Origin of the sequence: Paraburkholderia tuberum STM678 (assembly GCF_902833905.1) — a bacterium.
In the GTDB taxonomy this organism is placed as follows: domain Bacteria; phylum Pseudomonadota; class Gammaproteobacteria; order Burkholderiales; family Burkholderiaceae; genus Paraburkholderia; species Paraburkholderia tuberum.
Genome location: NZ_CADFGP010000055.1, coordinates 21949 through 41993 on the forward strand (window position 1 = coordinate 21949; position 20045 = coordinate 41993).

A 20045-nucleotide genomic window follows, 5' to 3' on the forward strand; every position below is an offset into this window, starting at 1 on the left:
GATCGACGACCCGCCTGCTCCGTTTACTGCTGCATCCCGCCCAGATAGTCGAGCTTACCGAGCTCGACACCGTTATGACGCAGGATGTCATACGCGGTCGTCACGTGGAAATAGAAGTTCGGCAGCACGAAACCGAACAGATATGACGCTCCGGTGAACTCGATCGGACCCGGCCGCAGTTTCAGCGTGATGGTGCGGCTTTCCGAACCGTCGATCTGCGCCGCGTTGAATTCCTTCAGGTAATCGATCGTTTTCTGGATACGGGCCTGCAGTTCATCGAAAGTCTGCTCGACGTCGTCGAACTTCGGCGGCTCGACGCCGGCGAGGCGCGCCGCGCAACCCTTCGCGGTATCGCTCGCGATATACACCTGGCGCACGAACGGCAGCATGTCCGGCGCGAGCCGGGCATTCGTGAACACCGACGGTTCGATCTGCTTTGCGGCCGCGTGCGCCTCGGCCTTGCCCAGGATGGCCTGGAGGTTCGTGAGGCCGCGAATCAGCACAGGCAGTGATGCTTGATACATCGAAATTGACATGGGTTCCTCTGATTTCTCGATCGTGCGCGCACGCGGCGCGCGCGGCAATGAAACGGCGGGAATGCCGCTTGAGCATCATAGCGTGTCGCATCCACGCCGCGCATTAGACCCTGGCCATGCGGACGACTGTCGCGCTGGCCGGAACTGTGTTCGAATGCTTTGGTCGGACGCGTGGACGAAGTTCTTGAACAACCCCTGCCGCGTATCGCCACGATGCGCTTCATGCAGGCGCGTGGCGTGCCTGGCCGCCGCCGGGCCGCGCGGTCGTGCATGACCGCGTGCGAAGCCACGCTAACAGGAGAGTCGATACATGGTCACCAAGCATCCATTGCCGGGCAGCGAGCGAAAGGTCGCGCAGGGCACGACGGTCATCGGGCAATGCGATCCCGCCGAGCGGATCGAGGTCTTCGTGATGCTGCGCCGCCAGCAGCAGGCGCAGTTCGACGCCTTGATGAAACGCATCGAAGCCGGCGACGCGAGCGTGAAGCCGCTGTCGCGCGAGGCGCTCGCCCAGGACTACGGCGCCGCGCCCGATGACATCGCGAAGGTCCGCGCGTTCGCGGCCGCGCATGGGCTCACCGTCGCGCGCGAGGATCCGGCGGCGCGCTCGGTGCTGCTGAGCGGCACGGTCGCGCAATTCCAGAGCGCGTTCGAGGTCAAGCTCGAGCTCTACCGGCATCACGCGGCCGGCGAGTTCCGTGGCCGCACCGGCACGATCAGCGTGCCGGACGATCTGCATGGCGTCGTGGAGGCGGTGCTCGGACTCGACAACCGGCCGCAGGCGCGTCCGCACTTTCGCATCCGGCCGCCGTTCGCGCCGGCGCGCGCCGGGCAGACGTCGTACTCGCCGCCGCAGCTCGCCTCGCTCTATCAGTTTCCGCAAGGCGACGGCGGCGGTCAGTGCGTCGGCATCATCGAGCTCGGCGGCGGCTACAACACGTCGGACCTCAAGACCTATTTCTCGAGCCTCGGCGTAAGCGAGCCGACCGTGACCCCGGTCGGCGTCGATCAGGCTGGCAACGAGCCGAGCGGCGATCCGAACGGGCCGGACGGCGAGGTCACGCTCGACATCGAGATCGTCGGCGCCATCGTGCCGGGCGCGGCCATCGCCGTGTACTTCACGCAGAACAGCGACGCCGGCTTCATCGACGCGGTGAGCCGCGCGGTGCACGACACAACTAACAAGCCGTCGGTGATCTCGATCAGTTGGGGGGCGCCGGAATCAGTGTGGACCGGCCAGTCGATGCAGGCGCTCAACAGCGTACTGCAATCGGCGGCGGCGCTCGGCGTGACCATCTGCGCGGCCTCGGGCGACAGCGGATCGAGCGACGGCTCGAGCGGCGGCGACGCGGTCGACTTCCCGGCGTCGAGCCCGTATGTGCTCGCTTGCGGCGGCACGCACCTGAGCTCGTCCGGTTCGGCGATCACGCGCGAGGTCGTGTGGAACGACGGCGAGCAGGGTGGGGCCAGCGGCGGCGGCGTGAGCCGCGCGTTTCCGGTGCCGGCGTGGCAGCAGGGTTTGTCGGTCACGGCGACGGGCGGCGGCGGCCAGCCGCTCGGCGGGCGCGGCGTGCCGGATGTCGCGGGCGATGCCTCGCCGTTGACCGGCTACGACGTGCTGGTCGACGGAATGCAAACGGTGGTGGGGGGCACCAGCGCGGTCGCGCCGCTGTGGGCGGCGCTGATCGCGCGCATCAACGCGGCGAAGGGACAGCCGGCCGGCTTCGTCAACGCTAAGCTGTACAAGGCGCCGGGCGTCTGCAACGACATCACGCAGGGCAACAACGGCAGCTTCGCGGCGTCGAAGGGGTGGGATGCCTGCACGGGACTGGGCAGCCCCAATGGCGGGAAGGTGGCGGGCGCACTATAGTCTGCAACGCAGCGCATAACACAACAACGAGACGTAAGAACGAGGACGCATGGCAATTAAAACGAACCCTTGGAGCGATCATGACGAATACAGAATCAGCTTCCGGTAGCCAGCATTCGCCGCACAACACGCATGCCACGGCCTCGGCAGGCGCGTCCACCGCCACGAGCGCGCCGCACAAGGCCGGCGACCAGCCGCTCTTCGACCCGGTCGCCTATGGCAACGGCCCGGACGATTCGGTTACCGATACAGTCGAGACGGCCGCGATCACGCATCATTCGATGACGATCGGCGGTCACAAGATCGACTACACGGCGACCGCGGGCCATCTGGTGATTGTCGATCCGAGCAGCTCGCAACCGTCGGCGAGGATGTTCTACGTCGCGTTCACGCAGGACCATCAGAAGGAAGAAACGCGGCCGGTCACGTTTTTCTATAACGGCGGGCCGGGGTCGTCGTCGGTATTCGTGCTGCTCGGCTCGTTCGCGCCGCGCCGCATCAAGACGTCGATGCCGGGGTTCACGCCGCCTGCGCCTTATCAACTCGAAGACAATCCGGACAGTCTGCTCGACAAGAGCGACCTGGTGTTCATCAATCCGGTCGGCACCGGCTATTCGGCGGCGATCGCGCCGAAGAAGAATCGCGACTTCTGGGGCGTCGATCAGGACGCGGATTCGATCAAGCAGTTCATCAAGCGTTTTCTGACGAAGAACAACCGCTGGAATTCGCCGAAGTATCTATTCGGCGAGTCCTACGGCACGGCGCGCAGCTGCGTGCTCGCGTACCGGCTGCACGAGGATGGGGTCGATCTGAACGGCATTACGCTGCAATCGTCGATTCTCGATTACACGCAATCGGGCAATCCGGTCGGCGCGCTGCCCACGGCGGCCGCTGACGCGTGGTATCACAAGAAGCTCGGCGTCGCGCCGCGGCCGACCGATCTCGGCGCGTTCGCCGAGGAGGTCGCGCAGTTCGCGCGCACCGACTACCTGGCCGCGCTGCGCAAGTTCCCGACCACAGATTCCGCGACCACCGAAAAACTCAGCGAATACACCGGCATCGACAAAACGACGCTGCTCGCGTGGAGCCTCGACATCGCGGGCTACGACAGCCGCGGCAATTCGCTGTTCCTGACCACGTTGCTGAAGTCGCAAGGCCTCGCGCTCGGCGCCTACGACGGCCGCGTAACGGCGATCGACACCGGCATCGCCGGCAAGATCGACCCGAACTCCGGCGGCAACGATCCGACGATGACCGCGGTCACCGGCGTCTACACGACGATGTGGAACGTCTATCTGAACGAGCAGTTGAAGTACACGTCGAACTCGTCGTTCACCGACCTCAACGATCAGGCGTTCAAGTACTGGGATTTCGGCCATATCGATCCAACCGGCGCGCAGAAGGGTCTCGACTCGACAGGCAACATCATTCTGTACACGGCCGGCGACCTTGCCGCCGTGATGGCGCTCAATCCCGACCTCAAGGTGCTGTCGGCGAATGGCTTTTTCGATTTCGTCACGCCGTTCTATCAGACCGTGCTCGATCTGCAGCAGATGCCGCTGGTCAGTCAGCAGGTGCGGCAGAACCTGTCGGCACGGTTCTATCCATCTGGGCATATGGTGTATCTCGATGGCGGTTCGCGCACCGCGCTGAAAACCGACCTCGCAAAGATGTACGAAGAGACGGTGTCGAACGCGCAGGCGCTCGGGCGGATCCGCGCGTTGCAGGCGCGGGTGGCGAAGTAGAGGCGGCGGGGCGCTCCCACTCATCGCGACGTCGCGCTGGGTTGGTCTGCGCTGGCTCGCGGCGGCTGCCGCGAGCCGGCAAACGCCGCGCCCTCATGTCCGGCTTTTGTACTCATCCATATTGAATGTGTTTTAATTGCCTTGCGAATTGAACTACCGCGTGCCGCCGCCGGCGCGCCGACGAATGAACGCAGGCATCGCAGACACCCATCGGCGCGGTCTTTCCCGCGACACGACCAGCAGCAATGACGTGGCCAACGCGCCGCGGCTCGGACGCACGCGCGTCCTTCGTCCGCGCGTGCGCATCACGCACCGTGCGCTGCTCGTCACCGTTGGCGCACTGCTCGCGCTGCGCATCGGAGATGCCGCCGCGCAACCGAGCGCCGTGCTCGACGAACGCGTGACCCAGCAGTCGATCGGCCAGACGATTTGCCGCCCCGGTTATGCGGAAACCGTCGCGCCGCCGTTCGACGAACTGATGGCGCACAAGGATCGCATGCTTGCCGCACGCGGCATCGATGCGGATGACGTCGCCGCGTTCGCGCTCGACCGGCGTGTGCCGGTCATGCTCGGCGGATCGCCCGATGCGCCGGCCAATCTCGATCTGTTGCCGTGGTCCGGCCCGCAGGGCGAGCGCCGCAAGGCACGCGCGGCGGCGCTGCTCAAGCGTTGCGTCTGCGAAGGCAAGCTGAGTCTCGCGCAGGCGCAAGCGGTGATCGTCGGAAACTGGTCGGCGGTGTATGCGGGCTTTGGCCAGGCGTCCTGCGACGTGAGCCGGCTCGAGTTCGCGACTCGCGACGACGATGGCGTCGACAGCGAAGACAGCCGACGCGACGCGCATGCCCGCCAGCGTTGAGCGCGCCGCGCGTCCGCACGCTTGCGCATTCCGCGCGGAACCACGGTTCGCTGCCCCTCACTTTTTTCGGAGAAACACGATGATCCATTCCCGTCTCGCCGCCGTCGCGCTGACGATCGGCTGCCTGAGCGGTTGCCTGAGCGGCAGCGCCGCCGCGGTTGCCGTCGCGCCGGCGCATTGCGCGCGCGCCAATGAGCTCGAGATTCGCGGCGACGTGCCCGCGGCGCTCAGCTTCGACGTGTATCGGCAACTGCGCCCGCTGGATGCGCAGCGAATCGCGCTGTTCGAGGCCGCCGGCGAAGTGAAGCGTCTGCCCGACGGCCTGCCGGTATGCCAGATCGCCGATGACGGCGTCGAGGATCCTTCCGCGGTGCTGGTCCGTCTGCCGCAAGGTAAGAATGCGTGGTGGGTGAGCGCGGCGAACGTGCGAGCGGCGGACTGATCGGCGCGGTCAGTCCGCCTTTGCCCACGTCCCCCGCACGCTGCCTTCGACGATAGGTCTGCGTGCCGGGCCGGGGCTCGCCAGGCATGCAAGGTGCTGAGGCAGCCGATGTCTTCCCAGGATTGGCGCGACCGATTCAGGTACAGTGCATCGACGGGGACGTTTCGCCATTGCCTACGACGCTGCGTCACAGTGTGTTCGCTGTCGAAGCGGGCTATTCTGACAACAGGATGCAATTCGCACAGGAGATTTGAACGATGGCCTTTTACTTGTCATGGCTCGCTATGGGGTTAGCCGGCGCGACCGGCGTCGTCGCACTTCGCGCACTCGGCGCGACTCAGACGAAGCAGCGTGCCGCGCTGCGACCGGTGCGTATCGCAAGCCCTGACCGACGGACGGACCGCCAGGCGCGGCGAGGGTAGGCCGCATGAACCTGACCGTGCGCAATATCGCCGAATCGTGCAGCGAGCAGGACGTGCGGGAATTTCTGAAGCGCGAACTCGGCCGTTACGCGAAACACGTCGAGGTGGTGGACGCCGGCAAGCCCGGCGCCTACGCGACGATCGAACTCGACGCGAGTGTGCCGTATGTCGGCGACGTGATCGCGCGGCAGATTCAAGGCAAGCAACTGGGTGGCCAGCCGCTCGAAGCGAGCGCCGATCTGTTCAGCGACGAACCGCCGCCCGAGCAGTAAGCGCCGCGGATGGCGCAGTAAGCTCTATTGTTTTCGAAGGCGGTGGACAGGCGCGACGACGCGCGCATGTCCACCGCCTTTATTCGTTTGAGAGCGCCGTTCGCGGGCGCATCATTGCCCATCCGGCGACGCCGGCCAATCGAACGGCGTATACGGCGGCGCCCGCTTGTGACGCGTCGCGTTGTAAAACTCCAGGACCACGTCACGCACGGTATCGCTGACCGGCTTGCCTTCGAGAAAATCGTCGATCGCGTCGTATGGGATGCCATATGCGTCTTCGTCGGGACGAAGCGGCCGCAGCATCTCGAGGTCGGCGGTCGGCGCCTTATGCGCCAACGCGTCGGGCGCGCCGAGCGTATTCGCGACCGCACGCACGCGGCGCTTGCTGAGCCCGGCGAGCGGCAGCACGTCGGCGCCGCCGTCGCCGAACTTCGTGAAAAAGCCCATCACCGATTCGGCCGCGTGGTCCGTTCCGATCACGACGCCCGAGCGCGCGCGAGCCACCGCGTATTGCGCGATCATCCGCTGGCGCGCCTTGATATTGCCGTGCACGAAATCCCGCTGGGATTCGTCCTTGAACGACACGCCGCTTTTATCGAGCGACTCGATCATCGCATCGGCTGCGGGTTGATATCGATAGTCAGATTTTCGTCGGCGCGAATGAAGCGTAATGCATCGAGCGCATCCGCTTCATCGCGTTGTTTGCCGTAAGGCAGACGGACGGCGACGAAACTCGCGTCGTAACGGTTCGCCCGCAAACGCTCGACCGCGAGTTGCGCGAGACGCCCGGCCGTAGTCGAATCGACGCCGCCGCTAATGCCGAGCACATAAGTTCTCAGGTGGCTGTTGCGCAGATAGTTCGCCAGAAAATCGACCCGGCGCTCGATTTCGCGGCTTGCGTCGAATTCGGCGGCGACGTGCATTTCGGTCGCGATGCGGGCCTGGCGCGCGGCCGGATCGGATTGAGCCATGATCGTTGTTGTCCTCGCGAGAGAAAAAGCGATTGAAGCGGCTTGAAACAGATTGCAAGCAGATTGAAAAACGGCGTGAGTATCGGCACGTGCCGCCGTCTTCGGTCTACCTTTCGTCGAACGAAATCGTATATTGCCTTTTGAGGTTTGATTTTCCGATGACCGATTTAATTGCGTATTAATTGCATTTTCGCTGGCATGTCGATTGTCGAAAAATAGCCGATCATTTTTGAAGAGTTCGCAGGTTAGAAGGTATTTTCATCGACACGCCTCGCTTCGCTGAGTAACATCGGTCGTGCCGAACGCCGCAGAGACCCGGCGTGCGATCAATAATAATCATGTTTGCTCCAAGACGCGATGAGATACCCAGATCGGCCTGGCCAGCCTGGATTGAACCGCCTGAGGATTTGCGCGTGGGTTTGCGCAGCCGTCGTCTCGAGTGCCGGTGCGATGGCGGCGCCGGTTCATGCGGCGGCGCCCGGTAGCGCTCAGTCACCTGCATCCGCGACATCAGCGGCGCATATGGTGAATCTGGCCAATCCGGCCAACGCATGGAATGGCGCGAGCCGGTCGTTGCCCACGATCGACGCCGCCAGCATCGCCGCGCCCGACGCGGCTGGCGTCGTCGATCCGCGCCGCGCATTCCTGCTGCGCGACGTATTCGCGCGGGACGTGACGCGCCGGCTCAGGCTGCCCGTCGCGGCGCAGCGAGCGTACGCCAACCGTCTGGAGACGGCGCTCAATGAGAACGAGCTTGGCAATCTGTCGGGCGAGTACGTGGTGCTCGTCGATCGCAATGCGAACGTGCAGGCGCTCCTGATTTACTTCCGTCCGGCGCCCGCCGACAACTGGCAGATGATCGGCGCATCGCCGGTATCCACGGGACGGCCCGGCGAGTACGACCACTTCATCACACCGCTCGGCGTGTTCGAACATACGCCCGACAACATGGATTTCCGCTCCGAGGGCACGCAGAACGAAAACCATATTCGCGGCTACGGACGGCGCGATATGCGCATCTTCGACCTCGGCTGGGCGCTGGGTGAACGCGGCTGGGGCAAGGGCGGCATGTCGCAGATGCGCTTCCAGATGCACGCGACCGACCCCGAGCGGCTCGAACCGCTGCTCGGCATTCGTCATTCGAAGGGCTGCGTGCGGATTCCCGCATCGCTGAACACGTTTCTCGATCACTACGGGATTCTCGACGCAGCATATGCGCAGCTCGTCGATTCCGGCCAATCGCTGTGGGTGCTGAAAAGCGACCGGCAGATCATGCCGTGGGCGGGGCGTTTTATCGTCGTGGTCGATTCGCAGCGCAAGAGTCGGCCGGCGTGGTCGCCAGCACCGGGCGCGGTTGCGCGAGCGAAAATGCCCGCGCGCGCGGATACGGCCGACTGACGGGCGCTTGGTGGCAATACTGGCGCGCGGCGCCCCTCACGACCTCGCCAACAACACGCCAGCCAGCGCGACCGCAAATCCGGCGATCTGCACTGGCAGCAGCGTTTCGCCGAACCCCAGATAGCCTTCGAGCGCGGCAGCGGCGGCGCAAGAAACAGCAGAGCGGTCGCGCGCGCCGCATCGCCGCGCCGGACCATCCAGACGAGCAACGTGACGCTGATGCCGGACAGCATCACGATGCCCCACGCGAGCGATGCCCACAGCGTCGGCGACGCGATCCAGCGATGCTCACCGAGCGCCAGCGCCAGCGCCAGCGCCAGCACTCCCGCGACGATCGCCGCGTCTTGTTCAAAGCTGCAAGGCGCGCGCGGGACCGTCACCACGCGAGCAGCGTCATCCCCGCTCCGAGCACGCCGCCACAGACGACGCATGCCCACAGCAGCCAGCGCGTGCGCCGGTATTCGCGCGCGAGATCCGCGAGCAGTTGCGCGTTCTGCTGCGGGGTGCCGGTGCGTTCGTGCTGCTGCAGATAGCGCACCGCCAGTTGCGGCACGCGCGGCAGCATATGCGCGAGATGCGGCAGCTCGTGTGACAGTCGCTTGAGCCAGCCCCGATGATCGAGATCGCGTCGCGCGATATCGGCGAGCACGCCGCGTGCGATGTTCCATGTATCGATGCCCGGATGCAGCGCCCGCGCGAGCATCTCCGCCTGCTGGAACGAGCGCTGCGCGGTCGCGAGCGCGCCCGGCACGTGGCCGTCGAACGGTTGCACGCCGTGCAGCAGATGGTGAAACAGCGAACCCGCCGAGCGATCCTCGGGCGCCGCCGCGAAGTGCGCTTCGGCGCGCGTGCGCAACTCGGCTTCGAGCAGTTCGGCGCGCGTGTCGTCCGGCACGTGGCCGGCCTCGCGATGCATGTCGGCGAGCCGCCCGTAGTCCTGGTCGAACAACGCGGTCGCGCCGTGCACGAAAAATTCGCGCTCGTCGCTCGACAGCGTCGCCATGATCGAGAACTCCGCGAGCACGAGGCGCCCGAGCGTGTCCGGCTCGATGCTGACGCGCACGCGGCGCGCATCGAGCGTCGCGTGGAAGAAGCCATGCTCGAATGCCTGCTCGGTGACGACCTCGACGATATGCGCGGCGAGCGGCGCCAGCTTGATGCCGTGCGCGTGCAGACCGGGCAGGTCGCTCGCGGACAGCGTGTTGACGCGCTGCATCGTCAGCGTGTGGTCGGTGCACAGCTCCCAGATCACGTCCGGCACGACGATGCGCTTGTCGCCGTCGAAATCGTGGCCGGTCTGGCTCAGATTCGCGGCTTCGGCGCGCAGGTCGAAGCGGCGCAGGATGTCGTCGGTGAAGGTTTGCGCGAGCGCGCGCAACTGCAGCCGGCGCGCGACGCGCGACAGCTTTTCGAGCCAGCGCGCGACCCAGCGCAACAAAGCGAGTTCATCGCCGATCTGTTGCAACTGCTGCGCGCGCACGAGTTTGACGGCGACTTCGTGATGACCTTTGAGCGGCATCGCGAGCCGCGCGAAATGGGTCTGCTCGGCGAAGCCGCTGCGTACCGGCACGAGGTCGACCGCGCTGAACAGCTCGCCGAGCGGCCGGCCGAACGCGCGAGTCAAAGCCAGCGCGGAGTCGTCCGGCGACAGCGGCACTTCCATGTGATCGATGGCGTCCAGCGCGTCATGCAGCGTGCCGCTCGCGAGCTCGGGGCGCCTGGCGAGCGTCTGCGCGAAGCGGCTCGCGAGCGGACCGAGCGCCGGCAGCAGACCATGCAACTGCGCGCCGCTGCGCTCCGACGCATGCACGCGGCCGATCAGTTCGATCATCCAGTGCAGCTTGTGGTCGGGCGGGGCGGCGAGCCAGATCAGGCGCGCGCCGTAACGCAGCGCATGGAACAGCAGCAGTAGACGGCGAAACAGTGGCGGCATCGGCGGTTCGGTTGACGGGCGAGGCGTTGTGCGCGGGACTCGGCCGGCCGGCGGCGTTGCGTTCGCCGCATGGCCGGCGAGTCCAGCCGTCAAGGTTAGCAGGTCGGCGCGATGGCTGGCGTGTTCGCGCGCAAGGGCGGCTCGATGCAAGCCGAGCGCGCCATGAACGCGCCCCCACGCCACCCTGAGCGCCACCTGCACGCGAGCACCGACGACGCGCAATACGCGTAATACAATACGGCGGCCTTCCTCAACCACGGCGAAACCCAAGCGTGCCGGCTTCCGGCCTTCTCAGATGCTCGCAGAACAACGTCATCAATACATCCTCGCGCAAGTCGCAAAGCACGGCGCGCTGTCGGTCGCGGAACTGGTGCGCGAACTGAACGTATCGCGCGAAACGATCCGTCGCGACCTCAACGCGCTGGCCGGCCGCGGCCTGCTCGTGACGACACACGGCGGTGCGTTGTCGAGCGATCGGCGCGAGCCCGATCTCGATACGCGCGAAGCCGAGAACGCCGGTGCGAAGCGTGCGATCGGCGAGCGCGCGGCCGAGTTCGTGCCGGACGGCGCGTCGCTGATCATCGATTCGGGCAGCACCACGCAGTCGGTCGCGCGGGCGCTGCTCGACCGGCATCGGCTGACGGTCTACACCAACGACTGGCGCATCGCGCTGCTGCTCGGCCGACGCAACGACAATCGCGTGACGCTGCTCGGCGGCGAGCTGTCCGATATCGAAGACGCTACCTTCGGCCTCGACACGGTTCAGCAACTCACGCAGTACCACGCCGATTTCGCGTTCATCGGCGCGGGCGGAATTTCGCCGGACGGCTATCTCACCGACTACAGCCGCATGGCGGCCGAAGTACGCAGCCGCATGATCGCCGCGGCCGACATGGTGGTCGTCGTCGCCGATCATTCGAAATTCGGACGCGTGACGCCGGTGCGCATCAACGGGATCGAGTCGGCGCGGTATCTGGTCACCGAACTGGCGCCCGAGCGCGCGCTTGGCACGGCGATCACCGCGCATGGTCCGGAGATTCTGATCGCCTGAGACGGGCTGGCGGGGCGGTTCCCGCCGCGTTCGTACGCCGCTCGCGCTGAGCGACATTCCGCGCCCGCCAAAATCTAAATAAAAAAAGCCACCCCCTCCGCATTTTCCCGACGCACCGTGCATACATCGTCATTTTCGCCATGTACGATCCACACGGGATCGGCGCGCGGGGTCCGCTTTGGGGTGGCGCGACGAATTCCGTCGGTTGGCGAGAGTTGGCAATTTGTGTCTTTTTTTGGAATTCGGCGCAATCGTCATGGCCTTGTCATCGAAACCTGTGATTCTTGCCGTGCCCGCTCAGGCGCGGCAGGCAGCGCGGGTGTGATAGGGGCTGTCAGTCAGGCTGGGCGAGGAGCGGCAAAGTTGTCGGCAATCTGCAATCCACGACAGACCGGCGCGGCAACCGCAGCGGGCAACACGCAAGCGGCGCGTGCCGCCGTTCAATCACTACAGGTATGGGTTATCCCGACCGTCTGGTTTTTAGCCTTTCGGAGAGAGCGACATGAAAAAGACGAATTCCCTTCACGCTGCGGCCGGCCTCGCGCGCAAACTGCTGCCGGCGCTGGTCGCCGCGGCCGCGTTCGGCGGTGCCGCGATGCAGGCTCATGCGGCCGGCGCCGTCGTGCTGTACACGGCCGACGGCCTCGAAAATCTGTACAAGGATGTGCTGCCGGCCTTCGAAAAGAAGGAGGGCGTGAAGGTCAATATCGTCACGGCGGGTAGCGGCGAAGTCGTGAACCGCGCGACCATCGAGAAGGATCAGCCGAAGGCCGACGTGCTCGTCACCCTGCCGCCGTTCATTCAGCAGGCCGACCAGAGCGGCCTGCTGCAGGCGTACCAGAGCGCCAACTACAAGAACGTGCCGGCCATCGCGAAGGCGCCGAACGGCGCGTGGGCGACCTTCGTGAACAACTACTTCTCGTTCGCGATCAACCCCGAAGTCACGAAAACCGAGCCGAAGACGTTCGCGGACCTGCTGCACCCGGACTTCACCGGCAAGGTCGCGTATTCGAATCCGGCGACCGCCGGCGACGGCATGGCGGTGATCATCCTGACCACGTCGCTGATGGGCGAAGACCAGGCGTTCGACTATCTGAAGAAGCTCGAGCAGAGCGCCAAGTTCCACACCAAGGGCACGGGCTATCTCGACGTGCTGCTGTCGCGCAACGAGATCGCGGTCGCCAACGGCGATCTGCAGATGGATCTCGACGACGCGGCCAACGGCGGCCTGTCGCTGAAACCGGTGTTCCTCGCCGCCACGCCCGGCGGTCAGCCGACCACGTTCCAGCTGCCGTACGCGATCGCGCTGATCAAGAACGGTCCGAACCAGGCCGAGGGCAAGAAGCTGATCGACTATCTGATGTCGACGCAAGTGCAGTCGAAGGTGCCGGACATCTTCGGCATTCCGGGTCGCAGCGACGTGCCGCTCGCCGGCAAGAACGGCGAAGCGGTCAAGCAGGCGATCAGCGGCGTCAAGCTGATTCCGGTCGACTGGAACCACGTGATGGCGAAGAAGGCCGACTGGACCGCGCGCTGGAAGAGCGACGTGATCGGTTCGTCGGGCAAAGAGATCGAAGTGGTCAAGCCGAAGTAAGTCGATTCAGGCGGCGCTTCGCACGTAATGCGCGGCGCCGCATCAGCATTAATCCTGTTGGAGGACGACTCCGGTGAATACGGCCAGTCTCGCTCACCCCACTGCGCCTGGCGCTCCGCTGGATGCGCTCGACGCCGCGCGTTCGGACGCGCCCGGCGGCGTGCAGATCGATCACCTGACGGTGCGCTTCGGCGCGCGCACGGTGCTCGACGATCTGTCGTTGACCATCCGGCGCGGCGAGTTGCTCACCGTGCTCGGGCGCAGCGGCTGCGGCAAGACGACCTTGCTGCGCTTCATCGCGGGCTTCATCGAGGCCGACGGTCTGGCCGGCACGCTGACGGTGGCCGGCCGCGATCTGACGCACATGCCGCCGCACAAGCGCAACCTCGGACTGCTGTTCCAGAGCTACGCGCTGTTTCCGCATCTGACGGTATTCGAGAACGTCGCGTTCGGGTTGCGCGCGCGGCGTATTCCGGCGCGCGACGTCGCGCGCCGCGTCGCCGAGGTGCTGAAGCTCGTGCAGCTCGGCGATGCCGGTCACGTGATGCCCGCGCAACTGTCGGGCGGCATGCAGCAGCGCGTGGCGCTCGCCCGCGCGCTCGTGATCGAGCCCGACGTGCTGCTGCTCGACGAACCGCTGTCCGCGCTCGATGCCAATCTGCGCGCGTCGGTGCGCTCCGAACTGAAGGCGCTGCATGAACGCCTGCCGAATCTGACGATCGTCTGCGTGACGCACGATCAGGACGACGCGCTCGTGCTGTCCGACCGCACGCTGCTGATGCGCGATGGCCATATCGCGCAGCTCGGCACGCCGCAGCAGCTGTACGACTCGCCGGCCGACGGCTTCGTCGCGCGCTACCTCGGCGCGGCCAATCTGCTGCCGCCGCAGGTCGCGTTTGGCATGGACGACGCGCGCTACAACGAGCGCGAACGTGTCGCGTGTCTGCGTCCGGAGGCGCTGCGCATCGTGCCGCTCGGAGAGGGGCAGTTGCACGGCGCGATCGCGTCGGTCGAGTGGTACGGCGCGGCCTTGTCGGTATCGGTCGTGCTCGATGCGCTGCCGAACGACCCCGTGCTCGTCACGCTGCAGCGTGGTCTCGGCATGACGCCGGAGAAGGGCGCGCGTGTTTCCCTGCGTTACGAGGCTGGCGATGTCGTCCTTATCAAGCCCTGATACGTCCAACCCGCTCGACCTTGCCGCGCGAGCCGAGGTCGAAGCCGCCGCAGCGCGCCGTCTCGCGAGCGCGGCGGCACACGCGGCCGCCGTCAAGCGGCGCGAGCGGCTCGCGCAATGGCATCTGCTGTTCATTGCAGTCGTGGTGCTCGGACCGCTCGTCATCTATCCGCTGGTGCGGCTCGTAATGCTGAGTCTGACCGGCGCGCATGGCCTGTCTGGCCACGCGTACGTAACGTTCTTCGGTAACCCCGAAACGCGCGGCGTGATCGGCACTACGCTCGGCATCCTGTTCGCGAGTGCGAGCCTGGCGTCGCTGCTCGGCGTGGCGCTCGCGTCGCTGCTGTTCTTCAAGCCATTTCCGGGCGCGCGCCTGGTCACGCGCTTTCTCGAACTGTTCGTCGCGTTCCCGTCGTTTCTGGTCGCGTTCACGCTGATCTTTCTGTACGGCTCGCAAGGCTCGGTCAGCATCGGGCTGCAGCGGCTGTTCAATCTGCAGGCGCCGCCGCTCGATTTTCTGTTCGGCATCGGCGGCGTGATTCTCGCGGAAGTCGTGTTCTATACGCCGTTCGTCGTGCGTCCGACGTTGGCATCGTTCGCGCTGCTCGACCAGCGACTGATCGAAGCCGCGCGCAGCCTCGGCGCGAACGGCCTGATGGTCGCGTTCAAGGTGATCCTGCCGCTCGCGTGGCCGGGGATCGCGGCCGGCACGATCCTGTGTTTTCTGCTGACGCTCAACGAGTTCGGCATTCTGCTGGTGCTCGGCAGCGCCCATCTGATCACGCTGCCGGTCGCGATCTACAGCGCCGCCACCGTCGATCTCGATCTGCCGACCGCCGCCGCCGGCGCGGTCGTGATGCTGCTGATGTCGTTGTCGTTGTACGCGTTGTACCGGCGTGTCAATCGTCGCAAGGTGAAAGGAGCCGGTCATGGCCGTTGAACTCGATCCGACCGTGCTGCCGGTCATGCACAAGAAGGGCCGGCCGGTGCGGCACAGCCTCGCGGTGCGACTGCTCGGCGGTCTGTTTCTCGGCTTTGCCGCGCTGCTGTGCTTCTGGCTGTTCGTGCTGCCGGTGTTGGTCGTCGCGCTATCGAGCGTCGCGTCGCACTGGTCCGGCACGATCCTGCCCGACGGCTTCAGCATGCGCTGGTTCGAGCGCCTCGGTTCGAGCGACTTCGACGCGCTGACCACCAGCCTCGAAGTCGGCATGGGCGTCGCGGTGCTCGGCACGATCCTCGGTTTGTGGTTCGCGCTCGCGCTCGAAGGACGCGACCGGCGCGGCCTCGGCGCCGTCATCGACACGATCGCGATGATGCCCAACGGCGTGCCGAGCGTCGTGCTCGGCCTCGCGGTGCTGATCGCGTATCACAAACGGCCGCTCGATCTGTCGAGCTCGGCGGCGATCGTGGTGTTCGTGCAGCTCGCGCTGGTACTGCCGTTCTGCTACCGCTGCGCGGCCGCCGCGCTGCGCCCGGAGCTGACCGTGTTGCGCGAAGCGGCCGCGAGCCTCGGAGCGCCGTCGTCGATGGTGCTGCGCCGCGTCGTGTTGCCGCAACTGGTGCCGGCGATACGCGCGAGTCTCGCGCTCGGCTTTGCACTGTCGCTCGGCGAACTCGGCGCGACGCTGACCGTATATCCGCCAGGCTTCGCGACGGTGCCGATCGTCGTCGTCGGGCAGGTGGAACGCGGCTATTACCTTCCGGCTTCCGCGCTGTCGCTGATTCTGCTGCTGGTCTCGCTGGTCGCTCTGCTGCTGATCGCGGCGCGCGCTCCGCGGCGCCGGATCGACTGAGCCGACTGAGCCGACTGAGCCGAGTGAGCCGAGTGAGCCGACTGAGCCGACTGAGCCGACTGAGCCGACTGAGCCGACTGAGCCGACTGAGCCGACTGAGCCGAGTGATCGGCGAGCGATTTGGTTGATCTGAAGCACGCGCGCGAACCGGTGAGCATCGATGTGGATGTGGCAAAAGTTGCCAAAATGACCGAATATATGCACACTGCGTCCGTCGATCCGATCGAGGTCCTGCGCCGCCATTCGCTGACGACGCTGGTGCGCGACGAGATCGAGCGGCATATCGTCGGCGGCATGCTGGCGCCGGGCGACAAGCTCAACGAAGCCGACTGGGCGGCGCGATTGCAGGTGTCGCGCGGGCCGGTGCGGGAGGCGTTTCGCGCGCTAGAGCAGGCGGGTCTGGTGCGCACCGAGAAGAATCGCGGCGTGTTCGTGCGGACGGTGTCGCTCGCGGAGGCGGACGAGATTTACGCGGTGCGCGCGGTGCTCGAAGAGGGGGCGTGCCGGATGCTCGCGTCGAGCATCGATGCGGGCAAGCTCGCGGTGCTGCGCGACTGGGTCGACGCGATGCGCGCGGCGCTCGCGTCGCACGATCACGATGCGTATGCGCGCGCGAACGTCGCGTTTCACGATGCGCTGGTCGCGGCGGCGGGCAACACGAAGTTGTACGACACGTATCGCAGGCTCGTCAGCGAGCTGAGCCTGTTTCGGCGTGCGGCGCTAGTCGTGCAGGCCGACGCGATGGCGCGCTCGCTCGCCGAGCATCGCGCGATTCTGACAGCGCTCGCGTCGCGCGATGCGGAGCAGGCCGCGCAGTTGATGCGCGCGCATGTGCAGGGCGGGTTGCAGCGCGCGCATGCGGCCTGCGAGGCAGCGGGCGATGCGGCGCACGAGCAGCGCCTCCCGGCAGGCGCGGGTGCGGCCGGCTCGCGCGGGCGATGACGGCGCGGCGATGAAGCCGAGGCAAGCGTACCGGCAAACGCCGCGGCAGAGCTTCGCCCCACGAACAGACAACCCGGCGATTAAGACTTTGCAATGACAACCCCGGCAATGGAAAACCACGCGATGACACACCCCGAGCAACGCACGATCGAGGTCAACGGCCGGAGCTACCGGCTGCCTTCGCAACCGACGGTCGTTGTCTGTGTCGACGGCTGCGAGTTTGCGTACCTGGAAGCGGCGGTCGCGGCCGGCGTCGCGCCGTTCATCGGTTCGATGCTCGAGGGCGGCGCGGCGTTTCGCGGCGACTGCGTGATCCCGTCGTTCACGAACCCGAACAACCTGTCGATCGTGACCGGCGTATTGCCGTCCGTGCACGGCATCTGCGGCAACTACTTCTGGGACACCCACGCGAACGACGGCGCGGGCGCGGCGGTGATGATGAACGATCCCGCCTACCTACGCGCGCCCACGCTGCTCGCGGCCGCCGCCGACGCGGGCGCCGCGGTCGCCGTCGTCACCGCGAAGGACAAACTGCGCGGGCTGCTCGGCTCGCAGTTGAAGGGCATCTGCTTGTCGGCGGAGAAAGCCGACGAGGTGACGCGCGAGGAAAACGGCATCGACGACGTGCTCGATCTGGTTGGCCTGCCATTGCCCGACGTGTATAGCGCGGGGTTGTCGGAATTCGTGTTCGCGGCCGGCGTGCGGCTCGCGCAGACACGCAAGCTCGACCTCATGTATCTGTCGACGACCGACTATATCCAGCACAAATGGGCGCCCGGCACCGAAGGCGCGAACGCGTTCTACGCGATGATGGACGGCTATCTCGCGAAGCTCGACGCGCTCGGCTGGGTGATCGGCCTCACCGCCGATCACGGCATGAACGCGAAGCACGATCCGCAGACCGGCGAGCCGAACGTAATCTATCTGCAGGACTTGCTCGACGACTGGCTCGACGCGTCGACGGCACGCGTGATTCTGCCGATCACCGATCCGTACGTCGTGCATCATGGCGCGCTGGGTTCGTTCGCGACGGTCTATTTGCCGCGCGAGGTCGATGCTGCGTCCGTGATTGCGCGGATCGGCCGCCTGCCGGGAATCGAAGTCGTGCTCGATCGACGCGCCGCGTGTGCGCGCTTCGGGCTGCCTGAGGATCGCATCGGCGATCTGGTCGTGATCGGCACGAAGCATGTGGTGCTCGGCACGCGGCGCGACGAGCACGACCTGTCCGGGCTCACCGTGCCGTTGCGCTCGCACGGCGGGATTTCCGAGCAGGAAGTGCCACTGCTGTTCAACCGGCGCGTTCAGCCATCAGCCACCGGCAGCGAAGGCAAACGGCTGCGCAATTTCGATATCTTCGACGTCGCGCTCAATCGCGTGTCGACATCATGAACACGGCGCCGCGGGACCATCCTGAGTTCCGCGCCGAAGCACTGCGGCTGAGCGGCGAGCGCGCGACGCGCGCCCGGACGCTCGACGTGTTCGATCCTTATACCGGCATGCGCGTCGGCACGGTGCCCTTCGCCAGCATCGACGATGTGCGCGCCGCGTTCGACTACGCGCTCGCGTATCGGCCGACGCTGTCGCGCTACGAGCGTTCGCAGATTCTCGAGCGCGCGGCGGTGCTGCTGCGTGAGCGGATCGAACCGGCGTCGGATCTGATTTCGCTCGAGTCGGGTCTGTCGAAGCAGGACTCGCGCTACGAGATCGGCCGCGTCGCCGACGTGTTCCGCTTTGCCTCGTTCGAGGCGCGCGCCTGCGCCTCGGCAACGAGCGCCGCGGCGCGTTGTATGCGCCGACCGTGCTCGATAACGTCGATCCGTCGATGACACTCGTGCGCGAGGAAACCTTCGGGCCGGTATCGCCGGTCATCGCGTTCGACACGCTCGACGATGCGATTCGCATCAGCAACGGAACACCGCTCGGGCTGTCGGGCGTGTGTACGAACCGGCAGGACGCGATCACCCGTTTCATTAATGAGCTGCGCGTGGGCACCGTCAACGTGTAGGAAGTGCCAGGCTATCGGATCGAGCTGACGCCGTTCGGCGGCCTCAAGGATTCGGGGCTAGGCTACAAGGAAGGCGTTCAGGAAGCGATGAAGAGCTTTACCAATCTGAAGACGTTTTCATTACCTTGGGAGTAACAGGTGGCATTGAGTCTCGACGATATCCGTGTGCTCTTCGAGCGACACGGCAGCCTCGCGTATAGCGGCGAGCCGGTGACGCAGCTCGAGCATGCGTTGCAGAGCGGCGCGCTCGCCGAGGCGGAAGGCGCGAGCGACGAACTCGTCGCCGCGGCGTTCTTGCACGACCTCGGCCATCTGCTGAACCTGCAAGGGGAGACGCCGACGGAACGGGGTGTCGACGATCTGCATCAGTATTTCGCCTTGCCGTTTTTGCGGCCGGTGTTGTCGGATGCGGTGCTGGAGCCGATTCGTCTGCACGTCGACGCGAAGCGCTGCCTGTGCGCGATCGACGCCACCTATTTTGGCCAGCTGTCCGCCGACTCGGTGCGCAGCTTGCAATTGCAGGGCGGGGTCTTCAGCAGGGAAGAGGCGCAGGCGTTTATGCAGAAACCGTACGCCGAAGACGCGATGCGTTTGCGCCGATGGGACGATCGCGCGAAAGAGAAGGATCGCGCGACGCCGGGGATCGACCATTATCTGGCCGTGGTCGAACGGGTGATGCGCGCGCATGCGACTGCGTGAGTCGAGGTGTTTTGGGTCGCGGTAGGTTGCGCGCCGAGCGGTCAAAATATCGCTTGCAAGTCCCGATGTCGGCGACTAGAATTCCGCACTTTCGCGCTCCGGACGCCGGGGTGCGGAGAAGCGGGAAGCCTTTGATGGCGTGGGCTTCGGCGGCGTGGGCAGGTTAGGCGAGTGATAAAAACCTGTTGACGATCCGACGGAAGTTCTCCATAATTCCGCTTCTCTGCTGCAGACGCAGCGACGCAAACGAAGCAGTGCCGGGTAGTGGTGGTTCAGGCGCGGCGGGTTTGGCGGACCGATCTTTAAAAACTAACAGTCGATAAGTGTGGGCGCTTGATGCGG

Annotated in this window: 16 protein-coding genes and 3 pseudogenes; 15 read left to right on the top strand and 4 right to left on the bottom strand. The window is 65.8% G+C overall.

Going from position 1 to position 20045, the window contains the following annotated elements; genetic code table 11:
- Positions 1-23: 23 nt before the first annotated feature.
- Positions 24-536, bottom strand: coding sequence for a DUF1993 domain-containing protein (locus HWY30_RS32650; protein WP_090810096.1), 513 nt, complete (start codon positions 534-536; stop codon positions 24-26).
- 310 nt (positions 537-846) lie between these two features.
- Between HWY30_RS32650 and HWY30_RS32655 the strand changes: the two genes are divergently transcribed.
- The 5 genes from HWY30_RS32655 (at position 847) to HWY30_RS32675 (ending at position 6143) form a co-directional block, all read left to right on the top strand.
- Entirely contained in the window at positions 847-2406 is a 1560-nt protein-coding gene (locus tag HWY30_RS32655; protein ID WP_090806232.1) for a S53 family peptidase, read from the top strand.
- A gap of 80 nt (positions 2407-2486) precedes the next feature.
- Positions 2487-4151 carry a S10 family peptidase gene (locus HWY30_RS32660; protein WP_090806230.1) on the top strand — a complete coding sequence of 555 codons (1665 nt, stop codon included), beginning with the start codon at positions 2487-2489 and terminating at the stop codon, positions 4149-4151.
- 184 nt (positions 4152-4335) lie between these two features.
- Positions 4336-5007, top strand: a complete 672-nt coding sequence (locus HWY30_RS32665; protein WP_090806228.1) for a hypothetical protein — start codon at positions 4336-4338, stop codon at positions 5005-5007.
- A gap of 79 nt (positions 5008-5086) precedes the next feature.
- A complete protein-coding gene (locus tag HWY30_RS32670) occupies positions 5087-5449 on the top strand; it encodes a hypothetical protein (RefSeq protein WP_090806226.1) in 363 nt (120 codons plus the stop codon).
- Between the two features lie 427 nt (positions 5450-5876).
- Entirely contained in the window at positions 5877-6143 is a 267-nt protein-coding gene (locus HWY30_RS32675) for a hypothetical protein (RefSeq protein ID WP_090806224.1), read from the top strand.
- A gap of 111 nt (positions 6144-6254) precedes the next feature.
- Here HWY30_RS32675 and nadE read toward each other — a convergent pair.
- A pseudogene (gene nadE, locus HWY30_RS32680) lies at positions 6255-7114 on the bottom strand (ammonia-dependent NAD(+) synthetase).
- A gap of 450 nt (positions 7115-7564) precedes the next feature.
- Between nadE and HWY30_RS32685 the strand changes: the two are divergent.
- Positions 7565-8512, top strand: a complete 948-nt coding sequence (locus tag HWY30_RS32685; RefSeq protein WP_090806222.1) for a L,D-transpeptidase — start codon at positions 7565-7567, stop codon at positions 8510-8512.
- Between the two features lie 36 nt (positions 8513-8548).
- Here the strand turns inward: HWY30_RS32685 and HWY30_RS32690 are convergent.
- Positions 8549-8853 (bottom strand): annotated as a pseudogene (locus HWY30_RS32690) (EamA family transporter); the annotation flags it as partial.
- 35 nt (positions 8854-8888) lie between these two features.
- Positions 8889-10445 carry an ABC1 kinase family protein gene (locus HWY30_RS32695; RefSeq protein ID WP_090806220.1) on the bottom strand — a complete coding sequence of 519 codons (1557 nt, stop codon included), beginning with the start codon at positions 10443-10445 and terminating at the stop codon, positions 8889-8891.
- Between the two features lie 295 nt (positions 10446-10740).
- On the opposite strand from HWY30_RS32695, the gene HWY30_RS32700 reads away from it, so the two are divergent.
- The 9 genes and pseudogenes from HWY30_RS32700 to HWY30_RS32740 all read left to right on the top strand — a co-directional run bounded on the left by HWY30_RS32700 (position 10741) and on the right by HWY30_RS32740 (position 19703).
- Positions 10741-11496, top strand: a complete 756-nt coding sequence (locus HWY30_RS32700; protein WP_090806218.1) for a DeoR/GlpR family DNA-binding transcription regulator — start codon at positions 10741-10743, stop codon at positions 11494-11496.
- A gap of 502 nt (positions 11497-11998) precedes the next feature.
- Positions 11999-13090, top strand: coding sequence for a 2-aminoethylphosphonate ABC transporter substrate-binding protein (gene phnS / locus HWY30_RS32705; protein WP_090806216.1), 1092 nt, complete (start codon positions 11999-12001; stop codon positions 13088-13090).
- A 73-nt stretch (positions 13091-13163) separates the two neighbouring features.
- The gene (gene phnT, locus HWY30_RS32710) at positions 13164-14264 is read left to right on the top strand and encodes a 2-aminoethylphosphonate ABC transport system ATP-binding subunit PhnT (protein ID WP_090806214.1); all 1101 of its coding nucleotides are present in this window, start codon (positions 13164-13166) and stop codon (positions 14262-14264) included.
- Entirely contained in the window at positions 14242-15204 is a 963-nt protein-coding gene (locus HWY30_RS32715) for a 2-aminoethylphosphonate ABC transporter permease subunit (RefSeq protein ID WP_090806212.1), read from the top strand. Before phnT ends, HWY30_RS32715 begins: the two co-directional genes overlap by 23 nt.
- Entirely contained in the window at positions 15194-16057 is an 864-nt protein-coding gene (gene phnV, locus HWY30_RS32720; RefSeq protein ID WP_090806210.1) for a 2-aminoethylphosphonate ABC transport system, membrane component PhnV, read from the top strand. The genes HWY30_RS32715 and phnV overlap by 11 nt, the downstream gene beginning before the upstream one ends.
- A gap of 186 nt (positions 16058-16243) precedes the next feature.
- The gene (locus HWY30_RS32725) at positions 16244-16999 is read left to right on the top strand and encodes a phosphonate utilization associated transcriptional regulator (RefSeq protein ID WP_090810094.1); all 756 of its coding nucleotides are present in this window, start codon (positions 16244-16246) and stop codon (positions 16997-16999) included.
- A gap of 108 nt (positions 17000-17107) precedes the next feature.
- On the top strand, positions 17108-18388 hold the full coding sequence (gene phnA / locus HWY30_RS32730; RefSeq protein ID WP_090806208.1) for a phosphonoacetate hydrolase: 1281 nt from the start codon (positions 17108-17110) through the stop codon (positions 18386-18388).
- A pseudogene (locus HWY30_RS32735) lies at positions 18385-19139 on the top strand (aldehyde dehydrogenase family protein). Before phnA ends, HWY30_RS32735 begins: the two are co-directional and overlap by 4 nt.
- A gap of 3 nt (positions 19140-19142) precedes the next feature.
- Positions 19143-19703: a phosphonate degradation HD-domain oxygenase gene (locus HWY30_RS32740; RefSeq protein ID WP_090806206.1), complete on the top strand. Its 561-nt coding sequence runs from the start codon at positions 19143-19145 to the stop codon at positions 19701-19703.
- The last annotated feature ends 342 nt before the right edge of the window (positions 19704-20045 follow it).

What these genes read in the sequence shown, in the direction of transcription:
- HWY30_RS32650 (WP_090810096.1), bottom strand. Translation starts at nt 536, where the DNA reads ATGTCAATTTCGATGTATCAAGCATCACTGCCTGTGCTGATTCGCGGC.
- HWY30_RS32655 (WP_090806232.1), top strand. Translation starts at nt 847, where the DNA reads ATGGTCACCAAGCATCCATTGCCGGGCAGCGAGCGAAAGGTCGCGCAG.
- HWY30_RS32660 (WP_090806230.1), top strand. Translation starts at nt 2,487, where the DNA reads ATGACGAATACAGAATCAGCTTCCGGTAGCCAGCATTCGCCGCACAAC.
- HWY30_RS32665 (WP_090806228.1), top strand. Translation starts at nt 4,336, where the DNA reads ATGAACGCAGGCATCGCAGACACCCATCGGCGCGGTCTTTCCCGCGAC.
- HWY30_RS32670 (WP_090806226.1), top strand. Translation starts at nt 5,087, where the DNA reads ATGATCCATTCCCGTCTCGCCGCCGTCGCGCTGACGATCGGCTGCCTG.
- HWY30_RS32675 (WP_090806224.1), top strand. Translation starts at nt 5,877, where the DNA reads ATGAACCTGACCGTGCGCAATATCGCCGAATCGTGCAGCGAGCAGGAC.
- HWY30_RS32685 (WP_090806222.1), top strand. Translation starts at nt 7,565, where the DNA reads ATGGCGGCGCCGGTTCATGCGGCGGCGCCCGGTAGCGCTCAGTCACCT.
- HWY30_RS32695 (WP_090806220.1), bottom strand. Translation starts at nt 10,445, where the DNA reads ATGCCGCCACTGTTTCGCCGTCTACTGCTGCTGTTCCATGCGCTGCGT.
- HWY30_RS32700 (WP_090806218.1), top strand. Translation starts at nt 10,741, where the DNA reads ATGCTCGCAGAACAACGTCATCAATACATCCTCGCGCAAGTCGCAAAG.
- phnS (WP_090806216.1), top strand. Translation starts at nt 11,999, where the DNA reads ATGAAAAAGACGAATTCCCTTCACGCTGCGGCCGGCCTCGCGCGCAAA.
- HWY30_RS32715 (WP_090806212.1), top strand. Translation starts at nt 14,242, where the DNA reads ATGTCGTCCTTATCAAGCCCTGATACGTCCAACCCGCTCGACCTTGCC.
- phnV (WP_090806210.1), top strand. Translation starts at nt 15,194, where the DNA reads ATGGCCGTTGAACTCGATCCGACCGTGCTGCCGGTCATGCACAAGAAG.
- HWY30_RS32725 (WP_090810094.1), top strand. Translation starts at nt 16,244, where the DNA reads ATGACCGAATATATGCACACTGCGTCCGTCGATCCGATCGAGGTCCTG.
- phnA (WP_090806208.1), top strand. Translation starts at nt 17,108, where the DNA reads ATGGAAAACCACGCGATGACACACCCCGAGCAACGCACGATCGAGGTC.